The organism is Arthrobacter sp. BB-1 (assembly GCF_006151685.1).
Classification (GTDB): domain Bacteria; phylum Actinomycetota; class Actinomycetes; order Actinomycetales; family Micrococcaceae; genus Arthrobacter.
In genome coordinates this window covers 145,955-162,410 of the sequence record NZ_VDEV01000011.1, presented here as the reverse complement: position 1 = coordinate 162,410, position 16,456 = coordinate 145,955, and the positions used below count along the sequence as shown (strand labels likewise).

At 66.4% G+C, this 16,456-nt stretch carries 16 protein-coding genes; 9 read left to right on the top strand and 7 right to left on the bottom strand.

The window, feature by feature from the left end; all coding sequences use genetic code 11:
• Positions 1 to 44 precede the first annotated feature (44 nt).
• Positions 45 to 1,730, bottom strand: coding sequence for a bifunctional phosphoribosylaminoimidazolecarboxamide formyltransferase/IMP cyclohydrolase (gene purH / locus FHJ30_RS06235; RefSeq protein WP_139028437.1), 1,686 nt, complete (start codon positions 1,728 to 1,730; stop codon positions 45 to 47).
• A 142-nt stretch (positions 1,731 to 1,872) separates the two neighbouring features.
• Between purH and FHJ30_RS06230 the strand changes: the two genes are divergently transcribed.
• Complete coding sequence (locus FHJ30_RS06230) at positions 1,873 to 3,225, top strand: MFS transporter (protein ID WP_139028436.1); 1,353 nt, start codon at positions 1,873 to 1,875, stop codon at positions 3,223 to 3,225.
• An 85-nt stretch (positions 3,226 to 3,310) separates the two neighbouring features.
• On the opposite strand, the gene FHJ30_RS06225 is transcribed toward FHJ30_RS06230, so the two are convergent.
• Complete coding sequence (locus FHJ30_RS06225) at positions 3,311 to 4,150, bottom strand: endonuclease domain-containing protein (protein ID WP_240793615.1); 840 nt, start codon at positions 4,148 to 4,150, stop codon at positions 3,311 to 3,313.
• A gap of 247 nt (positions 4,151 to 4,397) precedes the next feature.
• A complete protein-coding gene (purN, locus tag FHJ30_RS06220; RefSeq protein WP_139028434.1) occupies positions 4,398 to 4,970 on the bottom strand; it encodes a phosphoribosylglycinamide formyltransferase in 573 nt (190 codons plus the stop codon).
• 39 nt (positions 4,971 to 5,009) lie between these two features.
• Between purN and FHJ30_RS06215 the strand changes: the two genes are divergently transcribed.
• A complete protein-coding gene (locus FHJ30_RS06215; protein ID WP_139028433.1) occupies positions 5,010 to 5,441 on the top strand; it encodes a hypothetical protein in 432 nt (143 codons plus the stop codon).
• A gap of 34 nt (positions 5,442 to 5,475) precedes the next feature.
• Here the strand turns inward: FHJ30_RS06215 and FHJ30_RS06210 are convergent, their stop codons facing one another.
• Complete coding sequence (locus FHJ30_RS06210) at positions 5,476 to 6,789, bottom strand: DUF6350 family protein (protein ID WP_139028432.1); 1,314 nt, start codon at positions 6,787 to 6,789, stop codon at positions 5,476 to 5,478.
• 156 nt (positions 6,790 to 6,945) lie between these two features.
• On the opposite strand from FHJ30_RS06210, the gene FHJ30_RS06205 reads away from it, so the two are divergent.
• Entirely contained in the window at positions 6,946 to 7,407 is a 462-nt protein-coding gene (locus tag FHJ30_RS06205) for a DUF4383 domain-containing protein (protein ID WP_139028431.1), read from the top strand.
• Positions 7,408 to 7,665: 258 nt separating this feature from the next.
• Here the strand turns inward: FHJ30_RS06205 and FHJ30_RS06200 are convergent, their stop codons facing one another.
• Positions 7,666 to 8,508 (bottom strand): YsnF/AvaK domain-containing protein, encoded by an 843-nt coding sequence (locus FHJ30_RS06200; RefSeq protein ID WP_139028430.1) that lies wholly within the window; start codon positions 8,506 to 8,508, stop codon positions 7,666 to 7,668.
• Positions 8,509 to 8,769: 261 nt separating this feature from the next.
• Here FHJ30_RS06200 and FHJ30_RS06195 point away from each other — a divergent pair, with 261 nt between their 5' ends.
• Positions 8,770 to 9,927, top strand: a complete 1,158-nt coding sequence (locus tag FHJ30_RS06195; protein WP_179997633.1) for a glycosyltransferase family 1 protein — start codon at positions 8,770 to 8,772, stop codon at positions 9,925 to 9,927.
• Positions 9,924 to 11,303, top strand: a complete 1,380-nt coding sequence (locus FHJ30_RS06190; RefSeq protein ID WP_139028429.1) for a UDP-glucose/GDP-mannose dehydrogenase family protein — start codon at positions 9,924 to 9,926, stop codon at positions 11,301 to 11,303. The genes FHJ30_RS06195 and FHJ30_RS06190 overlap by 4 nt, the downstream gene beginning before the upstream one ends.
• Here the strand turns inward: FHJ30_RS06190 and FHJ30_RS06185 are convergent.
• Entirely contained in the window at positions 11,300 to 12,166 is an 867-nt protein-coding gene (locus FHJ30_RS06185) for an HAD family hydrolase (protein ID WP_139028428.1), read from the bottom strand. The genes FHJ30_RS06190 and FHJ30_RS06185 overlap by 4 nt on opposite strands.
• 165 nt (positions 12,167 to 12,331) lie before the next feature.
• Here FHJ30_RS06185 and FHJ30_RS06180 point away from each other — a divergent pair, with 165 nt between their 5' ends.
• The gene (locus tag FHJ30_RS06180) at positions 12,332 to 12,601 is read left to right on the top strand and encodes a GlsB/YeaQ/YmgE family stress response membrane protein (protein ID WP_139028427.1); all 270 of its coding nucleotides are present in this window, start codon (positions 12,332 to 12,334) and stop codon (positions 12,599 to 12,601) included.
• A 183-nt stretch (positions 12,602 to 12,784) separates the two neighbouring features.
• Positions 12,785 to 14,926 (top strand): bifunctional diguanylate cyclase/phosphodiesterase, encoded by a 2,142-nt coding sequence (locus FHJ30_RS06175; protein ID WP_139028426.1) that lies wholly within the window; start codon positions 12,785 to 12,787, stop codon positions 14,924 to 14,926.
• A gap of 22 nt (positions 14,927 to 14,948) precedes the next feature.
• Here FHJ30_RS06175 and FHJ30_RS06170 read toward each other — a convergent pair whose 3' ends face one another.
• Entirely contained in the window at positions 14,949 to 15,434 is a 486-nt protein-coding gene (locus FHJ30_RS06170; RefSeq protein WP_139028425.1) for a hypothetical protein, read from the bottom strand.
• A 209-nt stretch (positions 15,435 to 15,643) separates the two neighbouring features.
• On the opposite strand from FHJ30_RS06170, the gene FHJ30_RS06165 reads away from it, so the two are divergent.
• Positions 15,644 to 16,195, top strand: a complete 552-nt coding sequence (locus FHJ30_RS06165; protein WP_139028424.1) for a dihydrofolate reductase family protein — start codon at positions 15,644 to 15,646, stop codon at positions 16,193 to 16,195.
• A gap of 38 nt (positions 16,196 to 16,233) precedes the next feature.
• Complete coding sequence (locus FHJ30_RS06160; protein WP_139028423.1) at positions 16,234 to 16,455, top strand: hypothetical protein; 222 nt, start codon at positions 16,234 to 16,236, stop codon at positions 16,453 to 16,455.
• The last annotated feature ends 1 nt before the right edge of the window (position 16,456 follow it).

The following is a 16,456-nucleotide window of genomic DNA, read 5'->3' as shown; positions in this document are numbered from 1 at the left end:
CTTCGCGGGGGCGGGCGCCGTCGTCGTTAATCCATCATCGGACCCTAGTGGAAGAAGTGGCGGGCTCCGGTGAAGTACATGGTGATTCCAGCGGCGTTGGCTGCTGCGATGACTTCCTCGTCCCGGACGGAACCGCCGGGCTGGACCACGGCGCGCACGCCGGCGTCGATCAGGATCTGCAGGCCGTCGGCAAACGGGAAGAAGGCGTCGGAAGCAGCCACTGCGCCGCGGGCCCGCTCGGGGGCGCCTGTTGCGTCGGCGTTCGAGGCGCCGCCGGCACCATCAACATCCGAGTCCACAGATACGCCCAGCGTGTTGGCCCGCTCCACTGCCAGGCGGCAGGAATCCAGTCGATTGACCTGGCCCATGCCGATGCCCACGGCGGCGCCGTCCTGGGCGAGGAGGATCGCGTTGGACTTGGCGGCGCGGCAGGCGGTCCAGGCGAAGTCGAGGTCCGCGAGCGTCTTCTCGTCCGCAGCCTCACCGGCAGCGAGCGTCCAGTTGGCGGGGTTGTCGCCGTCGGCATCAACCTTGTCCGCAACCTGCACCAGCATGCCGCCGGACACCTGGCGGAACTCCGTGGGGTAGCGGCCGTAGCCCTCAGGCAGGGCGAGCAGGCGAATGTTCTTCTTCTTGGACAGGATCTCCACGGCCTCCGGCTCGAAGCCCGGGGCGATGACCACCTCGGTGAAGATGTCCTTGACCGTGTTCGCCATGCCGGCAGTGACCGTGCGGTTGGACGCGATGACGCCGCCGAACGCGGACACCGGATCGCAGGCGTGGGCCTTGGCGTGGGCGTCGGCGATGGGGTCGGCCGCATCTGCGGAACCGACGGCCACGCCGCACGGGTTGGCGTGCTTGATGATCGCCACGGCCGGCTCGCTGAAGTCGTAGGCGGCGCGGAGTGCGGCGTCGGCGTCCACGAAGTTGTTGTAGCTCATGGCCTTGCCGTGCAGCTGGTCCGCCTGGGCGATGCCCACCGGCGCCGCCTTGTCCACGTACAGCGCAGCCTGCTGGTGCGGGTTCTCGCCGTAGCGCAGCACCTCCGAACGCTCCAGCGAAAGGCCTGCGTAGGCGGGCCAGTCGATGACGCCGTCGCCGTCTTCATCCAGGAACTGGCTGGCGGTCCAGGTGGCCACCGCGTTGTCGTAGGACGCCGTGTGGGCGAACGCCTTGGCAGCCAGCCGCCGTCGTGTCTTCAGATCAAAGCCGCCTTCCGCAGCTGCGGTGACCACCTGCCCGTAGAAGGACGGGTCCACCACAATGGCGACGGCGGCGTGGTTCTTCGCTGCGGAACGCACCATGGCGGGGCCTCCGATGTCGATCTGTTCAACGACGTCATCCTGGGCTGCGCCGGACTTGACGGTCTCCACGAACGGGTAGAGGTTCACCACCACCAGGTCGAACGGCTCGATTTCCATCTTGGTGAGGGTCTCCATGTGCGCCGGGACGCGGCGGTCGGCCAGGATACCGCCGTGGACACGGGGGTGCAGCGTCTTGACGCGGCCGTCCAGCATCTCCGGGGAGCCGGTGACTTCCTCGACCTCCTGAACGGGGATACCGGCGGCGGCGATCTTCTTGGCCGTGGAACCGGTGGAAACCAGCTTCACGCCCGCAGCGTGCAGGCCCTGGGCGAGCTCCTCCAGACCTGTCTTGTCGTAAACCGAGATCAGCGCCCGGCGGATGGGAACACGGTCAATGGATACGCGCTCATGCTGCGTGAAGCTCACAAATGTCTCCGTCTTATCTCGCGGAACAATGCCGCGGTTGGTGGGGATAGGGCCCAGTTTATCCCGAAGCGGAGGTTGCCCGGCGTGTCAGCGGGAGTGTGAACGCCGGCGGGCCCGGCTAGAGTTTTCCCAGGAGGCTGCGATGAATACTTACACCACTGTGCCAAGCGGCGAACAGGTGGTCCAGGAACTGCCCTGGCGATGGAAAGTCCAGGGCAGGATCTTTTTGATCGGCGGCCTCGGCTTTATGTTCGACGCCTGGGATGTGACCCTCAACGGGATCCTGATTCCCTTGCTTTCCACGCACTGGGCGCTGACGCCTGGCGAGGTGGCTTGGGTGGGCACGTCCAACCTGATCGGCATGGCGCTGGGCGCGTTCGTCTGGGGTACCATCGCGGACACCATCGGACGCAAGAAAGCCTTCACGGCCACGCTGCTGATCTTTTCCTTGTTCACCGTCCTGGGCGCCTTCTCCCCCGACTTCATCTGGTTCTGCGCGTTCCGGTTCATGGCCGGATTCGGCCTGGGCGGCTGTATCCCCGTGGACTATGCCCTGGTGGGCGAGTTCACGCCCCGCAAGCAGCGCGGCCGCGTCCTCACGGCGATGGACGGCTGGTGGCCAGTGGGCGCCGCCCTGGCGGGCTTCGTCTCCGCTGGGCTGGTAGCCGCTTTCGGCGACTGGCGGCTGACCATGCTGGTGATGGTCCTGCCTGCCCTGCTGGTGTTCTGGGTCCGGCGCAGCGTCCCGGAGTCCCCGCTGTTCCTGATCCGCAAGGGCAGGCGGGAGGAAGCCGCCAAGGTCATTGACGGGCTGGTGGCCGCCACCGGTGCGGAGCCGCGCGCCTACAGCCTGCCCGACGCCCAGGAAGTGCCCAGGTTGTCTGCCGGCAGCGCCTGGACCCAACTCCGCTCTGTGTGGCAGTTCAACTGGAAGATCACGGCGGCAGCGTGGGCACTGTTCTTCAGCATCCTTCTGGTCTACTACCTGTCCCTCACGTGGATGCCCCGGATCCTGATTGGGGCCGGCTTTGCCGAGTACAAGGCATTCGTCACCACGGCGTCCATGGCCGCCGTCGGGCTTCTCGGCGTCATCGTGGCCGCCCTGCTGGTGGAGCGCGTGGGCCGCAAATGGATCCTGGCCATTACCGGGCCGCTGTCCGCGCTGACCCTGGTAATTGTGGCGTTCGTGGTGGACATCCCCACGGCCGCGGTGTTCTGGCTGCTTGTGTTCGGGTTTGTGGTACAGGTGGCCATCCCGGTGCTCTACGCCTACGTATCAGAGCTCTACCCGACGGAGCTGCGCGGCACCGGCTTCGGCTGGGCGTCCACGTTCTCGCGGCTGGGGGCCGGCTTTGGCCCGCTCATTTTCGCGAACTACTTCTGGCCCGAGCTCGGCCTGGCCACGTCCTTCGCCCTGGCCGGCGGACTGGTGCTGCTGGCCGTGTTGTGGATGGCGTTCTTCTCCCCCGAAACCAAACAGCGCCGCCTCGAATAGCCCCGCCTCCCCTCCCAACCCTTCCCCTCCCAGCTAGGTAGCGCCAAGTGTCGTTTTGAGCCCTCGTAACGACACTTAGCGCTACCTAGGTTTCTTTGTTGGGGTACCAGCCCCGGCTCAGGAGCGCTGAACGTACCTTGGCCACCGCCGGCCGGGCATCCCTCTCCATGTGCCGCTTCGAAATCCTCACGAGCAGCCAGCCTGCACGGGCGAAATCCTCTTCCCGGGCGATGTCGCGGACGATCTGAACCGCCTCCGAGTGGCCCTCGCCGTCGTACTCCACCGCCACCTTCTGTTCCGGATAACTCAGGTCAGGTTGGCGAACGACGCCGGCGCCCAGTTCAGTAGGAACGTTCAGCAATGGTTCAGGCAGGCTTGCGTCCTCCAGTGCCAGCCGCAGCCTGGTTTCAGGGGCGGAATCGGACCCCACCCGTGCCCTGTCGAGGGCAACCCGGGCTTTCCTGATACCGGGAGTCCCCTTATGCCGGTCAAGCATGTCTTCGAGATCCTCCCGGGTTGCATAGGGCTCTGATCTGCCTTCGAAGTCGGGCCGCGGAATGCGAAGCAAGTGGTCTGCAACCACGGTCAGCTCTTCGATGCCCATCTTGCGGGAGCAGTCCAACCAGGTCCTCCCCCGCGAAGTGACCAGCAGTCCGGCATGATTCACGATCTCGTCAGCGAAAAACTGCCCGCGGTGTCCCTTCACACCGGGCCGGCGCATGATGGCAGCAGTGTCCGGCCGCGAGATGTGCAGCAGTGGCTCATCGCTGCCCGGGAGGAAGCCGGGAAATTCCCACAGGAGAAAGGCCGAGGCGTGCGAAGCGGCGGCAAACTCGGTGACCAATGTGTAGGGGCGGATGCGCGGGGCGAGGTGTGATATTTCGCCCGCATCCGGCACCCGGACGCCCCGGCTTGGCCACAGCAAGCCATGGTGACGCAGCCGCCGCCGGCTGATTCCGGCGTCGACCGCTTCCTGAAAAGTAAAAGGGAGGGACGCCAACTGGTCGGGTAACTGACTCGGTACCTTCATCCGCCCATCGTGCCAGGCGCGGCGGGATGCCGCAGAGGTTATCCACAGGCCTGCCCGCCCATGCCCAACTAGGTAGCGCTAAGTGTCGTTTTGAGGGTTCAAAACGACACTTAGCGCTACCTAGTTGGGTGGGGAGGGGGAGTCAGGAGGGGTGGGCCGCAGCCAGGGAGGCCAGGGTGGAGACGAGAAGGCGGCGCTCCACCACCTTGATGCGTTCGTGCAGGGTCTCCTCCGTGTCCGAGTCCTCGATGGCCACGGCTTCCTGGGCGATGATGGGGCCGGTGTCCACGCCGGCGTCTGCCCAGTGCACCGTGCAGCCAGTGACCTTAACGCCGTAGGCCATCGCGTCCCGTACGCCATGGGCGCCGGGGAAAGCCGGAAGCAGGGCGGGGTGCGTGTTCAGGTATTTCCCGCCAAAAGCTTCAATGAACTCCGGGCTGACAATCCGCATGAACCCCGAGGAAACCACCACGTCCGGCTCAAACCCTGCCACGGCCTCCGTCAGCGCTGCATTCCAGTGCGCCCGGTCCGGGTACGCCTTGAAGTCCACCACAAACGTGGGGATGCCGGCGGCAGCTGACCGCTCCACGCCGTACGTGCCCGGGCGGTCCGCCCCTACGGCAGCGATTTCCACGTCCAGGTCCCCTGCCTTGACCGCATCGATGACAGCCTGGAGGTTGGACCCGGTACCGGAAACGAGGACTACGATGCGCATGGCACTAGCTTATGGGCAGGCTCGCGTAGGCTGGAAAACATGAACACCACACCGGAACCGGCTGGGCGGCAGCGGACCAAACCGCAGCTCAGCGAGGCGGCCAAAGCCTCGCTCGCCAAGACCCACACCCTGTTCCGGATGTTCGTCGTCTCGGTGCTGGGCGCCTTCTTCGTCTACCAGCTGGACGTCACATACCTGTGGCTGACGGGCGTCCTGACGGCTGCCAGCATCGCCCTGGGAATCGTCCTGCTGGTGCGGGCGGTGCGCCTGAAGGAGTCCAAACTGGTCCTGGTGGGCACCATTTCCGGGCTGGTGGTTTCCGCGATCATGGTGCTGCTCATCCTGGTCACGGCAGTGTTCTTCGACGAAGTGCGCGAATACCAGGCATGTGTTGGCCGTGCGCTCACCGACAAGGCCCAGTCCGCCTGCCGGATCCAGCTGCAGGACTCACTGCCCCAGCAGATCCCCTAACGGCGGCAACAGCCGCGCCGGCAACGCCGGCAGCCTAGGAAACCAGCTCCATTTCCTGGTCCTTTTCCGCGTGCTCACGTTCCAGCCACGGTCCGGCTGCGTAACCGATGACGACGCCGGCACCCACCTCCGCGGCCAGCCAGACTCCCGTCCAGAACGGGTCCGGCCCGATCTCCGTCAGGCGTCCGATGCCGGCCGATCCGCGGGCCAGCCAGGCCAGCCCAAAGGCCAGCAGCCCCGCAGCCAGCCCAGCCAGCACTCCGAGCGCCAGGGTGGACAGGGTGGCCGTGAACCAGCGCGCGTGGATCTTGATGGCCAGCCATTCGTCAAAATGGTTTTCACCTTCGCGCAGGAACCACCAGCCGGCCAGGACTCCGGCGAGCACCGGGACGATCAGGGCAACAAAGGCGTAGTCGAGGGGCCCGGAGGGAATGGCGGCCAGCACCGGGATGGACGGCAGCGGTCCGACGGCGGTCCCCAGCGGGCCCACCTGGGAGCCGGCGCCCATGGCGAAGCCGGCCCCGGACGTCCAGGCCAGGGCGAAGACCGCGAGGTTGGGCAGGAACCCCAGCTGCGCGATGGTCAGGGCCGCCCCTCCGACGGCGCCGGCGTCGAGCGCTTCATAGACGGCGACCACCAGGTTCCAGTGAATGAACAGGTCAACGGCAAGCAACACCGCCGCCAGGGCTAGCGCGGAAACGGTGGCGACGAACCCGGCCTTCGCGGCGGAGCCGAGATAGGACCCGGCCCACCGCGAATGCTGGCTGGTGCGGGAGATCCAGTCCACCGCGTCGACGCCGATGAGCCGGCTCCAGGAGCCGGCCTCGCGCCGCGCGCCCACCACCATGCCCAGCGCGTAGGGAATCAGGGGTATGACCATGGCGTGCCAAGGATTGATGACGACGTCGGGCGTGCGGCAGACAAAGCCCGTGGCGGTGCCGAAAGCGGCGTAGACAACCCATGAGCCGAGCAGGGCCTGCCAGAGCTGGTCCGTGTAGGAGGCCCGGGCCAGCCGGCGTCCGGCCCGCCATGCCAGCAGGAACGGCAGCAGGGTCAGGCCCAGCGGAATGAGCGAGAGGACACCGGACTTCCCGTTCGCCGCGGCATTCGGACCGGCGGCAGTGAGTTCCAGCGGCACCCCGTGGACCAGCAGCCACGACTGTCCGGCCAGCCGGGCCAGGACATCGAAGGCACTGTCATGGAAGCCCGCGGTGGCCCAGACGGCAATGATCGGCGCAATCACAACCAACGCTGAAATGATGGCTGCCTGTGCCGTCTCGAGGGCACCCTGCAGCCACAAGGGCATGGGAAGGCCACGGTCTCCGGTCTGGTCAGCACGCAGTTTCATCGTGCCCCATGGTGTCACGGCCAGCCCGCCCGGGCCTGCAACGACAGGCTCAACAGCCTGATCAGGGGAAACTTCAGGAGTGCCTGCGGCGGCGCTTTTCGCTGTGGTCCGCCGTAAAATTTTAATTGTCCACAACGAGTGGATTGGAGGGAAAGAATGACTACCGCATCCCCACATGCACACGGCGTTCACTTTGGCCGGGCAGACGTCCAAAACGCTGGCATGGGAGTGGGAATTGTTTTGATGCTGGTGGGTATCCTGGGCTTCATCCCGGGTGTCACCACCCAATACAGCGAACTGATGTTCCTCGGACCGGCTTCACATGCCATGTTCCTGGGGCTGTTCCAGGTGTCCATGCTGCTCAACATCGTGCAGCTGGCCATCGGCGCAACCGGCTGGGCAATGTCCCGCACTGAACATGGAGCACGGAACTTTCTCCTGGGAGCGGGCGCACTGTACGTCGTCCTTGCCGTCTTCGGGCTGATTGTCGGCGTGGATTCTGCGGCCAACTTCCTGTCGCTGAACATGCTGGACAACTGGACCCACCTGGCCCTGGGCGCAGTGATGATTGTTGCCGGCTGGCTGTTCTCGAGGAACCTGGCGGCCGACAGGAGATAACCCGGAATCCGTAACCCGGGAAACAGGAGCCGCGAATGGGAGAAGAACCCTAAGTTCTGAAGATATTCGTCCTACTGGCCGGTGCGGTCGCCGCCGCGAGCGGGGGCTGCACCGGCATTTTTGCGAAGTTCCGCATGCACAACGACGCCGGGAGCCCCCAAGTGGACTCCCGGCGTCGTTCGCTGTGCTGCTGCCTCCGCGCCGGTCCGTTCAGCGGCGCGTCAGCCTCTGCACTGCATGTGCCTCACGGCAGAGTGCCTAGCGGCGAGCGTCCCGATCCACGCCGTCGGCATCAATGTGCTCCTTGCGGACTTCCTCGTTCACCGTCACGTCATCCTGGACCACTTCCTTGTCCAGGCGGACCCGCTCCACGGGGACTGCTTCCTTCTGCACCACGGGGCGTTCCTCGTGCAGGATCACCTCGTGCTCTTCCTCGCTGATGTCCGGACCGTTGAGGGCCGCGCCCCTGTTGGCATCCGTGATGGGCTCGCGTTCAAGGCGGACCTCTTCACGCTGCACGGGGACGGTCTTGGTGACGTTTTCCGTGGTGACGTACTTCCGCAGCCGGGCCCGGCCGGCGGCTTCCCGCTCCGTGCCGACATGGAGCTGTTCCTCGGAACGGGTCATGGCGTCATCCGTGGTGGGGCCGGAGGTGTCGTGGCCCACGGTGCCGCGGTCACGGTCGCCGTCAAAGTCGCGGTCAACGCCTGCCGTGGGAGTGCCGGCGTTCAGGTCGGCGTCACCTTGGAGGTCCACTTCATCGCGCGACTCGGAGTAGGTCCGGGCGCCGCGGTCATAGTACGTGTAGAGGCGGTCCTCTTCCTCAGGGGTGAGGTGGCCGTCAACGTCCACGCGAGGAGCGTCCTTGACGTGTTCCTTGCTGTAGGGAACCACCAGGTCGTCGCCCTGGTTGTGTGCCCCCTCGACGGGGACGAAAGACTGCGAGGTGCCAAAGAGGCCGGTCTTGACCGTGACCCACGTGGGCTCGCCGGTGTCGTCGTCCGCGTAAAGCTGGCCGATGGAGCCGATCTTCCCGCCATCTGAGCCGATGACGTTGCCGCCCTTGGTGAGCAGGTTTTCAATGTTTTCCCGGTTGAGCATGACGTCTCCTTGGATGTGTCGTTGCGCTGGGCTTAGCTAACAAAATGGATGTACCGGCGCCAGGGGATCCCGGCACTGGCCTCCGCCCCGGCTGCTTGAGGCTTCGCGTTAGCTGCCCCCATACCGTAAGCATGCTTAGCATCAAATGCCAAGCGTACTTAGTATTTTTTTTGAAATACGGCGGTTCCTGTTCACCCAGCCTTTTCCTCCGGGTAACGCTTTCTCCCCCGCCATTTCAAGCCTCCAGCACATCGTGGAGGGGTGAGGATCGCAATTGTTGCCGAATCATTCCTGCCACTGATGAACGGGGTCACCCATTCCATCCTGAGGGTGCTGGACCATCTCCAGGACCGGGGCGACGACGTCCTGGTCATCGCTCCCTCAGCGCAGGACGCCGAAGCGCCGGGCCACGTCAAGGGCGCCGAGATCCACCGGCTGCCGGCGGTTCCGCTGGCCGGGTACACGAACGTCCGCGTGGCGATGGGCGGTGTGTACCGGGTCAAGCGAATCCTTGCCGACTACGCACCGGACGTCGTCCACCTGGCCTCGCCGTTCGTCCTGGGCTGGCGCGCCGTGCAGGCGGCCCACCAGCTGGGCATTCCCACCGTTGCGATCTACCAGACCGAGGTTCCCAGCTACGCCGCGAAGTACGGGGTTCCGTTCCTGGAAAACTGGGCGTGGAACCGGGTGGAGAACATCCACCTGCTCGCCTCCCGCACCCTGGTGCCTTCCACGTTCGCGCTGAACCAGTTGCGCGGCCGCGGCATCCCAAGGGTTCGCATGTGGCGCCGCGGGGTGGATACCGCCAGGTTTTCCCCGGAAAAGCGCGACGACGGCTGGCGGGCCGAGGTGGCCCCCGGCGGCAGGCGGATCATCGGCTACGTGGGCCGGCTCGCGATGGAGAAGCAGGTGGAGGACCTGGCCGCGCTGGTCGGCGTCCCCAACGCCAGGCTTGTGATCGTGGGCGACGGGCCGCAGCGCGCGGCGCTGGAGGAAGCCCTCCCGGACGCGGTGTTCACCGGGTTCCTGGGCGGTGAGGAGCTGGCACGCGCCGTGGCGTCCTTCGATCTCTTCGTCCACCCGGGTGAGTTCGAAACCTTCTGCCAGACCATCCAGGAGGCCATGGCATCGGGCGTGCCGGTGGTGGCCACCGGCCGCGGCGGCCCACTGGACCTGGTGGAGAACTCCCGGACGGGATGGCTCTACGAACCCGGCGACCTGTCCGCCATGCGCAGCCAGGTGCTCGACCTGATGGGCGACGACGCCAAGCGCCGCGCATTCGCCGCCGCAGCACATGCCTCAGTGCAGGACAGGACCTGGCCTGCACTGTGCGCCGGGCTGGTGCGCCACTACGAAGACGTCATTGCCGGAGTCCCGGCTTCCCTGGGTTCAGGCAGCACCGAAGGAGCAGCATTATGAAAATCTCCGTGATTGGCTGCGGCTACCTGGGCGCAGTGCATGCGGCCACCCTCGCGTCCATGGGCCACACCGTGGTGGGCATCGACGTCGATCCCGGCAAAGTGGAGCAGCTGGCGCGCGGCGCGGCCCCCTTCCACGAACCCGGGCTGGACGAGCTGTTGCAGGACGGCCGGAATACCGGCAGGCTCACCTTCTCCACCAAAGCCGCCGATGCGAAGGGCGCGCAGGTGCACTTCCTGTGCGTGGGCACCCCGCAGGACAAAACGTCCGACGCCGCCGACCTCACCTTCCTGGTCTCCGCCACGGAAGCCCTGCTGCCGCACCTGGCGGCGGGCGCCGTCGTCGTCGGCAAATCCACTGTCCCCGTGGGCACCGTGGAAATGCTCCGCGGCGTGCTGGCCGCCCGGCCCGACGTGCTGCTGGGCTGGAACCCCGAATTCCTCCGGCAGGGAACCGCGGTAAAGGACTCGCTCGTCCCGGACCGTCTGGTGTACGGGGTGGAGGGCGGGCGCGCGGTTGCCTTCCATGCAGGCCCCGGCGCGCCGCGCGGGGTGACGGCGGCCCTGGACGCCGTCTACGAACCGCTTCTCCGGGCCGGGATTCCCCGGCTGGTGTGCAACTTCGCCACGGCAGAGCTCATCAAGTCGGCAGCCAACGCGTACCTGGCCACCAAAATCAGCTTCATCAATGCCGTCGCCGAACTGTGCGACGCCTCGGGCGCGGACGTGGCGGAATTGAGCGAGGCGATGGGCATGGACCCGCGGATCGGCGGCCGGTACCTGCACGCCGGGCTGGGCTTTGGCGGCGGCTGCCTGCCCAAGGACATCCGCAGCTTCCGGACCCAGGCCGCAGTCTTGGGCGTGACCGCGGTTGACGACTGGATGCGGCTGGTGGATTCGGTCAACCTGGGCCAGCGCGAACGCACAGTCAGCCTGACCGCCGGACTCTGCGGCGGCAACGTCGCCGGCCGCTCCATCACCGTGCTGGGCGCCTCCTTCAAACCCGACACAGACGACATCCGCGACTCCCCCGCCCTGGACGTGGCGGACCGGCTCGCCGCGGCCGGGGCTCACGTCACGGTCACTGATCCCAAGGCGGTGAACCACGCCTGGCGGCGCTACCCGCGCCTGCGGTTCGAGGCCGCCACCGGGAGGGCCCTGGAAGGCGCCGAGCTGGTCCTGCTGCTCACGGAGTGGGATGAATACCGGCGGCTGTCCCCCGCCGTTGCGGGTGCGGCCGTACGACGGCGGGTGCTGCTGGACGCGCGCAACGTGCTGGACGCGACGGAATGGCAGGCCCATGGCTGGGTGGTGCGCGGCCTGGGCACCGGGCACTCGGACGTGCAAGCTGTGGAGGGCGCCCTCCCCCGGCTTTAGCTCAGCAGGCCCAGTTCGGCGAAGGCGAGGGCCACACCGTTGCCTGCGGGGCCGGCTGTGAACCGGTCGGCAACAGCCAGCACGGCAGGGTGCCCGCCTTCCACGGCGATCCCCACCCCGGCGTACTCCAGCATCTCGATGTCGTTGGCGCTGTCGCCGATGGCCACGATGTCTGCCCGGTCAAGGCCCAGATGCTCCTCCACCACCTGGATGCCCACCGCCTTGTGGGTCCCTGCCATGAAGATCTCCCCGGCACGGTCTCCCAGGGCAGAGAGGGAACTGGGAATCAGACCCACCTGCGGACCAAGCCGGTCCACCAACTGCTTGAGCGGCACTGCCGAATCGAAACAGGAGATCTTGGCGTAGGACGTTCCCCGCAGGTCGTCGCTGTACTGCATGGGTCCCAGGATGTCCTCGAGGGGGTCCACGTCCGTGCCCAGGACCCCGTCATGCTGCGGGCGGCCTGCGAAGATGGGCCCAAGCACCTCCCTCAGCCGCTGGTCCACGCCCGTGCGTCCGTGAAGGGATTCCGGGGCTTCGAGGATGTAGGCCACGTCATGGGCATCCAGGGCGTCAACAATGCGGCCGGCCAGGTCCTGGTCGAAGCGCGTGTCCTTGAGGACCTCGCCGTCCAGCTCCACCCGGGCGCCGGCGCCGGTGATGGTGCCGTCAAAACCGGCCTCAAGGATGTGGGCGGGGACCATGGCCAGCGGCCTGCCGGTGCACACGAAGACGAGGTGCCCCAGCCGCCGCGCGGTCCGGACTGCCTCCACATGCGCGTCGGGCGCCAGCCCGTGGTCCGCGTACGTGCCGTCGATATCGAGGAAGACGGCACGCGGCCGGACGGTCTGCTGGCTGCACATGCCGGAGCTCCTTGGTTGGTGGCGGGAACACCCAATCCTATCCAAGCGGGAAAACTGACAGTCATCCCGTGACAATCAAACCCTTGCAGAGCAGTAAGCACGCTGATTGAATTATGGAACCGGAAATGGGGGCCCGGCACAACTTACTGATTAAGGAGTGGCAACATGGGTATTCTCGGATTTCTCATTTTGGGCCTGATCGCCGGAGCCATTGCAAAGGCCATCTTGCCTGGCCGCCAAGGCGGAGGCTGGGTGGTCACCTTGGTCCTCGGCGTTGTCGGAGCCCTATTGGGCGGCTGGATCGGCTCGCTGATTTTCGGCGGCGGACTGGCTGAGTTCTTCGATCTCCGCACCTGGCTGCTGGCAATTCTTGGTTCAGTCATCGTGCTCCTGATTTACGGTGCGGTCGCCAACCGCAGCGGCCGCCGGGTGTAGCAACCCCACATATTCGCTCAAACAAAAAAGCGCTGCCCTCCACCGGGGCGGCGCTTTTTGCGTTGCCTGGGAAGCTGGGTGATGGGGCCCCGCGCAGGCCGGGGGACAGCTCGCAGCCCATTCCTGCTGTTCCGCCACCAATTCAGCATCTTGCGCTTTATGATGTGCGAGGGGGGTGGTGCAATGACTGATTACTGGAGCCACAACAAAAATCCGGCAGCACAAATCTTCGGCACAGTCCTGGACGCCAGCCCGGACGCTCTCTTGGCTATTGCGGGCGATGGCACCATTACAACGGCCAACGCCGCCGCGGGGAGGATGTTCGGATACGCCAGCGGGGACCTGGCCGGGCGGGACCACCGGATGCTCCTGGCCGAGGGCTTCCGCGGCGAGGTGGAGCAGCTTTTCGCGACGCTCCTTGCCGGGCCCCGGGAGCATCTTCCCCCGCGCGAAATCTATGGGCTCCGCGGCGACGGGGCTGAGTTCCCCGCCGAAGCAGCCGGTTCCCTCATTCCAGGATCCGACGACGGCGTCCCCGCCGGGCCGCTGCTCCTCCTGTCCGTCCGGGGTACTTCCCACCGCCAGGCGGCGGATGCGGACCTGCGGGAGGCGATGTCCCTGCTGACCGCCACGCTGGAGTCAACCGCGGACGGCATCCTGGTGATGAGCTCCGAGGGCCGCGTGGCCGGTTTCAACGACCAGTTCCTTAGCATGTGGGGCATCCCGCCGGAGCTCATGAAGGGCGAGAGCGAGGAGCCGGTGATGGAGCTGGTCATGTCCCAGATCGCGGATCCGGTTGCCTTCAGCGCCCGGCTCGGCGAGCTGGAGGACAGCCCCTCCGCGGAGAGCCATGATGTTGTGGACCTGGCGGACGGCCGGACCTTCGAACGGTATTCGCGGCCGCAGCGGGTGGGCAATGACGTGGTTGGCAGGGTGTGGAGCTTCCGGGATGTTACCCCGCGCCGGAAGGCCCAGGAGCAGGCCCACCAGGCCATGATGGACCTCGCGGCGCAGGCGGAGAAGTTGCGCGCGATGGCATTCCAGGACCCCCTAACAGGGCTGGCCAACCGGGCGGTGTTCAACGACGCCCTGGCCGGATCCCTGGAGGAGCCCAGGCTGAAAGCCGTGGACGTCCTGCTCCTGGACCTGGACGATTTCAAGGAGGTCAATGACATACTGGGGCACCAGGCCGGCGACGACATGCTCATCGAAGTGGCCCGCAGGCTCCGCGGCTGCGCCCCTACTGCCGACGTCGTGGCGCGGCTCGGCGGTGACGAATTCGTTGTCCTCCTGACCGCCTGCCCGGATGCCGACGCCATTGCCGAATGCATCGTCCGGTGCCTGCACGTCCCGGTCACCATCCAGGGCACGGTCCTGCGGCCCAGCCTCAGCCTGGGGCTCGCGTCGCTGGCCCGGGACAATGTGGGCGCCTCCGAGCTGCTGCGCCAGGCCGATATCGCGATGTATGCCGCGAAGGCAGCCGGTAAGAACCGTTTCCTGCGGTTCCACCCGGATATGATGACGGCCCTGGTGCAGCGGACCCACATGGAGGGCGGGCTGCAGCTGGCCGTGGCTCGGGGCGAGATCTCGGTGGATTTCCAGCCCATCGTCTCCCACCGCATGGGGCAGGTGGTCACGTTCGAAGCGCTGGCAAGGTGGGACAGGGACGGCACCCGGGTTCCGCCGTCGGTCTTTATCCCGCTGGCGGAACGCACCGGACTGATCAACGAGATCGGTGCCGAAGTGATGGCGGGCGGCATGGCGGAACTGGCGCCGTGGCTGAGCCAGGACCCGTCACGCTCCCTCGCCGTAAACGTCTCAGGCGTCCAGCTGCAGGACCCGGATTTCGCCCAGACCGTCCTGCGGCTCGCGGAGGACAAAGGCGTGGCCGCCTACCAGCTGGTCCTGGAGGTCACCGAGAGCGTCTTCTTCGACGCCGACTGCAGCCTCATCAAACAGCTCAGCACCTTGCGGGACGCCGGCGCCAGGGTGGCCCTGGACGATTTCGGCACCGGCTATTCCTCGCTGGGCAGGCTCCAGGACCTGCCCGTGGACACGGTGAAAATCGACAGGACGTTTGTGTCCATGGTGCACACGGGCAATGAGCGGCTGCCCATCCTCAGCTCCATGATCAATATGGCCCACAGCCTGGGACTGACGGTCACGGCCGAAGGCGTGGAAACTGCGGCGCAGGCTGACTACCTCACGGCACTGGACTGCGACACGCTGCAGGGGTACCTGTTCTCGCTGCCCCAGCCTGCCCGGCGGCTGGACCAGGCGCTGCAGAATGCCGAGGAAGCCCTCAATACGCTGAAAGGACGGTAGGGCGGCCGACGGCGGTACGCAGCTAGGCGGCTTGCTTGCGGCCCGCCTGCTTTGGGCTTTTCTTCGGCTGGGATGCCTTGGCGGCGTGCGACGGCTGCGATGGGCGGGCAGGGTCCGCCTGCTCGGCGGCCGCTGCCGGTTCCACCTGTGCGGTTGGGGCGGCTGGCTGGGCCTCGTCCTTTTGGGCGTCGCCTTTTTGCGGTTCTTCCTCGTAAAGCTCTTCCTCCGGGACTGCCTGAGCATCGTACGTTGCCTGGGCTGCTGCGGCGGAGCGGTTGCGGCGCCAGCGCCGGATCAGGTCGGCGGCGGCGGCGGCCCCGGCAAGCGGGGTGAGCACCGCTGCCACGTAGACAAACAGCATCCACGTGAGCGTGGTCAGGGGCGGCTGGTTGTTGTTCAGGAGGGACAGCCCGCCCAGGAGTCCCACGGCCCAGAACAAAAGGACGGCCGTGAGCACGGCGCCGGCCGGGAAATACTGGTTGGTCACGATTTTTTTCAGGGTTTCCATGCACTTCCTCCTGCCTGGCCGGGGGCGCGGCAACGGCCGCTCACCACAAGTATGGGGCCCGGAATCGGCGAAACCGTGCAAGACGCCGCGGCGAGTGATGAACGTAACTGGCGCGGCCGCCGTCGTCCATTCCGGCAGGGATCTTCCGCTCGGCGGGAGGGCGCATTAGCGTGTTCCGTGTCCGCTCGAAAGCCCTTCTGGAGGTCCCCATGCGCAAAGTCACTGCCGGCCTGTTCCACTCCGTGGACGGGGTGGTTTCCGATCCCTTCAAGTTCCAGTTCGACAGCTTCGACGACGAGCTGGGAGTGGGCCTGACAAAGATGATGGAAACCGTGGACACGGTGGTGCTGGGCCGGGTGAGCTACCAGGAGTGGGCAGCATACTGGCCCAACGCGTCGGTGGACGAGGACTTCGCAGCCTTCATCAACCCGGTGGAGAAGTTTGTGGCGTCCCGGACGCTGGCGGAGCCGCTGGAATGGCAAAACTCACGGCTGATGGACGTGCCGCTGGAGGACTTCGTGGCGGGGTTGAAGGAGCGCGACGGCGGCGAGATCGCGGTGTGCGGCAGCATTTCGGTGACCCGGCAGCTGCTGTTCGCCGGGCTGCTCGACTCGCTAACCCTCATGACCCACCCGGTGATCGCGGGAACCGGCCGGCGCCTGTTCCAGGACGGCGACCCCACCACCAGACTGGTGCTGCAGGACGAGTCCCGGACCAGCAAGGGCAACGTGATCAGCACCTACGGGCGGCTCGAGGCGTAGGCCTACTCTCGGCGCCGGGACTGTGACAGGGTTTGAGTATGGGTGAAGAAACCAACAAACCTGACGACGAGGAAGTCCCCGGTACCGGCGTCAACGACCACGCGTGGGAACGGGAGCACCGGCATCCCACCCCTGAACAGGCCCGGTCCATCGGCTACCGGCGCCGGGATGCCGAAGCGAAACTTGAGCAGCACCAGCATGAGGCCCGGGAAAAGGCCGCGCACGCCGAGGAACACCACACCGGGGACAAGAAGGACTGAA